Source organism: Tatumella sp. JGM118, assembly GCF_018257515.1.
Classification (GTDB): Bacteria; Pseudomonadota; Gammaproteobacteria; order Enterobacterales; family Enterobacteriaceae; genus Tatumella; species Tatumella terrea.
Genome location: NZ_JAERJR010000012.1, coordinates 91,727 through 98,882 on the forward strand (window position 1 = coordinate 91,727; position 7,156 = coordinate 98,882).

A 7,156-nucleotide genomic window follows, 5' to 3' on the forward strand; every position below is an offset into this window, starting at 1 on the left:
TTTTTCAGTCTTATCTTAAATTTACCTGTAAGAGTACGCTATGAATGGTTTTGATGCCGTCGCTTTCCGCCGGCAGTTTCCTGCGCTCACTGAGGATAATATTTATCTGGACAGTGCTGCCACCGCCCTGAAGCCTCAGGTGATGATTGATGCCAGCTCAGAATGTTATCGCGCCGCGGGAACGGTGCACCGCAGCCAGCACTCGCAGGCGCGAAAACTGACAGCCGCCTATGAACATACCCGCCAGCAGGTCGCGGAATTGCTCAATGCGCAGAGCGCAGCACAAATAGTCTGGACCCGGGGGACCACCGAATCCATCAATCTGGTCGCGCATAGCTGGCTGTCACCTCAGTTGCAGGCCGGTGACGAAATCCTGGTTTGCGAGATGGAGCATCACGCGAACCTGATCCCCTGGCTGATGATTGCAGCAGAAAAAGGGGCCCGTGTGGTGAAATGGCCGGTGACCGCGGAAGGACTGCCACGCAATGACCTGCTGCCGTCACTGCTAAGCGGAAAAACCCGCCTGCTGGCGGTCACTCAGATGTCGAACGTCACCGGGGCGTTACCGGTATTGTCCGAAATTATTGCCACGGCGCATGCCGCCGGAGTGAAAGTACTGGTCGACGGTGCCCAGGGGATCGTTCATCAGCCTGCCGATGTCACCGCCCTTAAGGCTGACTTTTATGCCTTTTCCGGCCATAAACTCTACGGCCCGACCGGTGTCGGGGTACTCTATGCCAGTGCCGAATGTCTGGCTGAAATGAAACCGTGGATCGGCGGGGGGAAAATGGTCGATCAGGTCAGTTTCGACGGGTTCACGGCAATGGCGCCGCCCCACGGTCTGGAGGCCGGTACCCCGAATATTGCCGGCGTTTGTGCCTTTGGCGCGACTCTGGACTTTTTATCCACCGTCGATCACCGCGCCGCGGCCCGGTGGAGCGAAGCGCTGGCCACTGACGCAGAACAGCAACTGGCACAGTTACCCGGTTTTCGCAGTTTCCGGCAGCATAATGCGCCGCTGTTAGCCTTCAGTTTCGACGGTATCCACCCGTCCGATATGGTGACCCTGCTGGCTGAACAAAAAATAGCGATACGTGCAGGACAACATTGTGCCCAGCCGCTGATGAAAGCGCTGGCTATTCAGGGCTGTCTGCGCGCATCATTTGCCCCTTATAATAATCGACAGGATGTTGACGCTTTTGTCCGGGCAGTCCGGATGGCCCATGATCTGTTAAGTGAGTAATGTTATGACGTCTTTAATCGCCCCCCATCCGTTTGGTCACGACATCACCGCGACCGGCTTAACGGAGCAGTTCGGCCAGTTCCGCCACTGGGAGGAACGTTATCGCCAGTTAATCCTGCTAAGCCGGAAATTACCGCCGCTGCCGGAGGCACTGAAAACCCCGGAGAATGAAATCAACGGATGCGAAAACCGTGTCTGGCTGGGAAGCCAGCGTCTGGACGATGGCAGTTTCCATTTTTATGGTGACAGTGAGGGACGCATCGTGAAAGGACTGCTGGCTGTGATGCTGACGGTCTGTGAAGGTAAGACAGCCAGCGAATTAGAAGAATTCGATCCGCTGGCCATTTTTGAACTACTGGGGTTAAAAGAGCAACTCAGTGCCAGCCGCAGCAGTGGTCTGGAAGCACTGGCTGCAGCCATTCAGCGTATTGCCCGCAGCGCCTGAACCGCAGAGCCTCAGGTGGCGTCGGCCGCCTGACGTACTTTCCTGGCGATAAACTTTTTCAGCGCATGAGATACGGCGATAAATCCAAAACTGGCCGTCACCATCGTTGCCGCCCCGAATCCTGCGGCACAATCCATGCGTTTCGGGCCTTCAGCCGTACTGCGCGAAGCACAGACCGTGCCGTCCGGTTGCGGATAGACCAGCGCTTCGGTGGAGAAGACGCAGTCGATGCCCAGTTTGCCTTTACTGTTTTTAACGATCGCGAAATCGGATTTCAATCGTTCACGCAGTTTTGCCGCCAGTGGATCCTGTATCGTTTTCGCCAGATCCGTCACCGCAATCTGTGTCGGATCGATTTGCCCGCCCGCCCCGCCGGTGGTGATCAACGGGATCTTGTGACGGCGGCAATAAGCCAGCAAGGCTGCTTTCGGTCTGACACTGTCGATGGCATCAATCACGTAATCGAACCGGTGATCCAGCAGAGCAGCCACATTCTCCGGCGTGACGAAATCATCAATACAGACCACCTCACATTCCGGGTTAATCTGCCGCAGGCGTTCAGCCATCACTTCGGTTTTCGCCTGCCCTACGTTTCCGCGAAGCGCATGGATCTGCCGGTTAGTATTGGTGATGCAGACATCATCCATATCAATTAACGTGATATGCCCGATGCCGGTTCTGGCCAGTGCTTCTGCGGCCCAGGAGCCAACGCCGCCGATGCCCACTACACAAAAGCGCGCATCTGCAAACCAGTGCAAAGCCTGCTGACCATATAAACGGCCTGTCCCGCCAAAACGCTGGCGCCAGGTATCAGTCACTTCCGGCATAGATCCTCTTTCTTTACATTATTCTTTATTACCGCCGGCGGAAGAGTGGCAGGGTTTGCCCCCCTTTCGCCGGACGCTCAACGGGTCAGTAATCCCGTTCCCGGCGCAGATTTTAACACCCAGACGCGTCCGTAGTGATTATAAAAACCGGCCAGATGAGCCGCTTCAGGGCCAATTCCCTGATAAATATCGAAATGCTGGCCTTTAATCGCCCCGCCGACATCCAGAGCGACCATCAGCCGCATCTGGTAAGTGCCGTTAAATTTGCCTTTTTCATTCAGTTGCGGCACTTCGGCCAGCAATACGGTGCCGGGCGGGATCAGCGAACGGTCGGCAGCAACGGAGGCTTTAGCCACCAGCGGTACCGCACTGGCTCCCCGCACCGGGGTGTAGGACTCCGGACGGAAGAAGACAAAGGAAGGATTCGTTTCCAGCAAAGCACGGACATCGGCATAAGAGTGGTTCTGAGCCCACTCGCGGATGGCCTGCATTGACATGTCTTCCCGCTTGACTTCCCCGCGATCGATAAGCTCTTTACCGATGCTGTGATACGCCCAGCCGTTCTTGCCACCGTAGCCAAAGAAGGTCAGCGGACGACCATCGCCGTAGTCCACATAACCGCTGCCCTGAACATCCATCATAAAGTTATCGATTAATGAATTACTCCAGGCAATCACATACCGGGAATTCAGTGCACCGTTGTAGATTTCGGCACGGCTCGGCAATTTATAACCGCGACGGCGCGGCGGCATACGATAGATAGGATACTGAAACTCTCCCTGGCGGGTATAGCGGGCCTGGATCACCGGGGTATAGTAGCCGGTAAACTGAACGTTACCATAATCATCGGTCCCCTCCATTTGCCAGGCATCGAGACCAAACTGACGCAAGTCGCGGGTATTGCCCCCGGCGACCAGCCAGCTTTCTATAGAGTTATAGGTACTGCTGTTACGACTGAAGAGTGCGCCGGAGGCCCCCTGGATCTGCCGGACCTGTTCGGCAAAGTCACGTGCGTTTACCGGACTGCCTTTGGCATTCGGCTGGTTAACCAATGCAAAGGGTTGTTCCAGTTTTCCGTCTTTATATTGCTGACCGCGATCGGTAGGTCGGGAAGAACATCCGGCCAGTAACGCCAGAAATGCCCCGGTCAGTGCAAGCTTTGCCCATTTTCCTTTCATTACGCTGCCTTCGCTGAATTATCTGAAGCGAAGATAGCAGAGGCCGGGTGATAATTAAATCTTCCGCAGAATCAGCATCGGGGATTTACATAAAAAAAGAAAACTGCCGTAAAATTCAGCAGATGACGGTTTTTTTTACGTTTTTTATCATAAATGGGTTGCATCGAAGGCTATGGGGAGTATAGTGCGCATCCACGGACGCGGGGTGGAGCAGCCTGGTAGCTCGTCGGGCTCATAACCCGAAGGTCGTCGGTTCAAATCCGGCCCCCGCAACCAACCGAAGAAAACTTATCAAATTAATTTTGATAAGTTTTTTTTTGCGCTGAATTCAGCGACTTCCCCGGCCCCGGCTGTCGTATTCCTGCCGCCTTACATTCTTTCCGGTACGCGGATCCCCAGCGTCTCCAGCCCTGTTGATAAGACCTTTCCTGTCAGAGCACAAAGGGCCAGACGGCTCTGACGCCGGGATCGCTCCTGATGTGTCAGTACCGGTGACGAGGCATAGAACCCTGAGAACATCGAGGCCAGTTCAAACAGGTAATGACACATAATATTCGGCATCCCCTCTTTTGCGACGGCCAGCAAGGTTTCTTCGAATTGCAGTAATTTTACGGCCAGTGCCCGCTCAGTCTCTGTGGAAAAACTGAGTGTTCCGCTGAAGGTCTCTGGCAACGGCCCCTCAGTTGCCGCCGCTTTACGCAGCAGTGAGGTAATACGGGCACAGGCATACTGAATATAAGGGGCCGTGTTTCCTTCAAAGCTGAGCATCGTATCCCAGTCAAACACATAATCGGTGGTGCGGTTTTTGGATAAATCGGCATATTTTACGGCGCCGATACCTATCATTTCCGCCAGCGTCTCCAGTTCACCGGCAGCAAGCTGCGGAGACTTTTCACTGACCAGCTTATGTGCCCTGGTGACGGCTTCTTCCAGCAGTTCTGCCAGCCTGATCGTGCCCCCTTCCCTGGTCTTAAACGGTTTGCCGGTTTTATCCAGCATCATACCGAATTTATGATGTTCCAGAGTGACCTGCTCAGGGACATACCCGGCACGGCGGACAATCTCCCAGGCCATCATCAGGTGCTGATGCTGGCGCGCATCAATATAATAAAGAATACGATCTGCGTGCAGCTGCTGATAGCGATACTTCGCACAGGCAATATCCGTGGTGGTATAAAGATATCCGCCATCCTGTTTACGGACGATCACCCCCATCGGATCCCCCTGCTTATTGCGGTAGTTATCCAGATAAACGATCGCTGTTTCACCGTCCATCGTGGCAATCCCCCGCGCCAGAAGATCGTCGACGATTTCCGGCAGCATCTCATTATAAAAACTTTCCCCCCGGATATCGTCTTTGCTGAGTGACACGCCGAGCCGGTCGTAGTTTTGCTGGTTTTGGGTCATCGAAATATCTACCAGCTTACGCCACATTTCACGGCACCAGGCATCCCCCTGCTGCAGCTTAACCACATAAGCACGAGCCTTCCGGGCAAACCCGGGATCGTCGTCATAACGTTTTTTAGCCGCGCGATAAAAACCTTCAAGATCAGAGAGAGAGATGTCCCCCTGATTTTCTGCGATTTCCAGGCAGGCTATCAGCATACCAAACTGTGTCCCCCAGTCACCGATATGGTTAACCCGTGTCACCCGGTGCCCCAGAAACTCCAGGGTCCGCACACTGGCATCACCAATAATTGTTGAACGCAGATGACCGACGTGCATCTCTTTTGCCACATTCGGCGAGGAATAATCGACCACAATATGCTGCGCGTTCTGACGGGCTACCCCCAGCCTTTCATCGTTCGCGGCCTGTCCGGTAAGATCAATAATCCATTCATCACGCAGAAACAGATTAATAAAGCCTGGCGCAACCGCTTCTGCACGGGCAAGCATCGTCCTGGAGTGGCTATTTTTCATCAGAGCATCGGCGACCCGTGCCGCCAGCACCAGCGGATTTTCACCGCAGAGTTTTCCGAGAGCCATCATACTGTCGACCTGGTAATCGCCAAATTCAGGACGGACGGCAGGTCGAACCGTAACAGGTTTATCCGTAATGAGTTGAATATCCGTTAACGCTTCCTGAACCTGCTGAGCCAGTAGTTTTTTTATATCCATAATTTTTCTTTAACCCGTGAGATCATTAACAACCTTTATTCTCCACGGAATAAAGCCTCCTTTTATTTATTCATTGATTAACCATCAGAATGAAGGATACTTATGACCGACTGTTGAAGCTGATGAGAATTAACCCCCATGACCGGAACGATAAAAATCGTATCATCACCCGCTACAGTGCCTAATATTCCCTCTGATTTTCCGCAGGAATCGAGCAGGCGGGCAATTAAGGGAGCCGCACCGGGAACCGTGTGGGTAACCACCATCCAGTCATTGGTTTCAATACTCAGTACTGAACTTTTCAGGGTGGTTTTCGCCGTCGGCACTCCCCGTTCCGCCGGCAGACAATAGACCATTTCCATTTTGGCATTGCGGGTGCGTACCGCGCCATAACTGGTCAGCATGCGAGAGACTTTAGACTGATTGATATGCCTGAACCCGTTGCGGGTTAGATAGTCAACAAACTCAGCCTGAGAGCCAAAACGTTCTTCTCTTAATAATTGCTGAAAGACTTTATCGAGATCCAAATGTTTAATCTTCTTAATCATATCAGTCATGAGTTTTTCCCGGTGCGTATAAAATACAAGACGTATATTTATAGTCGTTACAGAAATACCATTTCCGAATAAATTTATCCCGGCATATATTCACAAAATAATTATTTATTGACCTTAATCATGCCTTTTATTCCATAATAAAAAACGAACAGATAAGAGGTCATAAAGGCTTTTTTCGCTGATATTTCATTCCTGATAGTCGCTAATCATCCTGCGTTATTAATATTAAGGTAAATAGTCAATTAATATTCAGTGTTCTGAATTCCGAAGACCACAACTTCTGCGGCCACCGGCCGACCCACAGAAAATCTCAGCGCTGGCCGAAAGGACGAACAAGGATCTCAGCCCCTGATTTACTGAATCCCCCGGGATCAGCGTCTCCGGCAAAACATACGTTATTCTTTACCCCGTGGTCAGGACCGTCACCGGCAGAGTCATGATGCCGGTGAACAGGTTAGCCTGTGTCACTGACGCCATGAATACCCGGCAGAACAACCAGACAACGGACACTTAAGTGAGTAGGGAAGTAAAAGACAGATCTCCCGCAGGATAAAATCATCGCATAACTCCCCTGTCGCGTGACAGTGCAATAAAGTCAGGAGCCAGAAGCCAGAAGCCAGGAGCCAGGAGCCAGAAGCCAGGAGCCAGGAGCCAGGAGCCAGGAGACAGGAGTCACTAGTCAGGAGTCAGTAGTCAGTAGTCAGGAAGTCAGGAAGTCAGGAAGTCAGGAAGTCAGGAAGTCAGGAAGTCAGCAAGTCAGCAAGTCAGCAAGTCAGCAAGTCAGCAAG

At 52.6% G+C, this 7,156-nt stretch carries 6 protein-coding genes and 1 tRNA gene; 3 read left to right on the top strand and 4 right to left on the bottom strand.

Annotation, left to right across the window (positions count from 1 at the left end):
• Positions 1–40: 40 nt before the first annotated feature.
• Positions 41–1,243 (top strand): cysteine desulfurase CsdA, encoded by a 1,203-nt coding sequence (gene csdA, locus JK223_RS12020; protein ID WP_212714418.1) that lies wholly within the window; start codon positions 41–43, stop codon positions 1,241–1,243.
• A 4-nt stretch (positions 1,244–1,247) separates the two neighbouring features.
• Positions 1,248–1,688: a cysteine desulfurase sulfur acceptor subunit CsdE gene (gene csdE / locus JK223_RS12025; protein ID WP_212714419.1), complete on the top strand. Its 441-nt coding sequence runs from the start codon at positions 1,248–1,250 to the stop codon at positions 1,686–1,688.
• An 11-nt stretch (positions 1,689–1,699) separates the two neighbouring features.
• On the opposite strand, the gene tcdA is transcribed toward csdE, so the two are convergent.
• Positions 1,700–2,515 carry a tRNA cyclic N6-threonylcarbamoyladenosine(37) synthase TcdA gene (tcdA, locus tag JK223_RS12030; RefSeq protein WP_212714420.1) on the bottom strand — a complete coding sequence of 272 codons (816 nt, stop codon included), beginning with the start codon at positions 2,513–2,515 and terminating at the stop codon, positions 1,700–1,702.
• A gap of 77 nt (positions 2,516–2,592) precedes the next feature.
• On the bottom strand, positions 2,593–3,693 hold the full coding sequence (gene mltA / locus JK223_RS12035; protein WP_212714421.1) for a murein transglycosylase A: 1,101 nt from the start codon (positions 3,691–3,693) through the stop codon (positions 2,593–2,595).
• Positions 3,694–3,892: 199 nt separating this feature from the next.
• Between mltA and JK223_RS12040 the strand changes: the two genes are divergently transcribed.
• Positions 3,893–3,969: transfer RNA gene (locus tag JK223_RS12040), tRNA-Met, on the top strand.
• Between the two features lie 93 nt (positions 3,970–4,062).
• On the opposite strand, the gene argS is transcribed toward JK223_RS12040, so the two are convergent.
• Positions 4,063–5,811, bottom strand: a complete 1,749-nt coding sequence (gene argS, locus JK223_RS12045) for an arginine--tRNA ligase (protein ID WP_212714422.1) — start codon at positions 5,809–5,811, stop codon at positions 4,063–4,065.
• A 77-nt stretch (positions 5,812–5,888) separates the two neighbouring features.
• Positions 5,889–6,359: a transcriptional regulator ArgR gene (argR, locus tag JK223_RS12050; RefSeq protein ID WP_212714427.1), complete on the bottom strand. Its 471-nt coding sequence runs from the start codon at positions 6,357–6,359 to the stop codon at positions 5,889–5,891.
• Positions 6,360–7,156 lie beyond the last annotated feature (797 nt).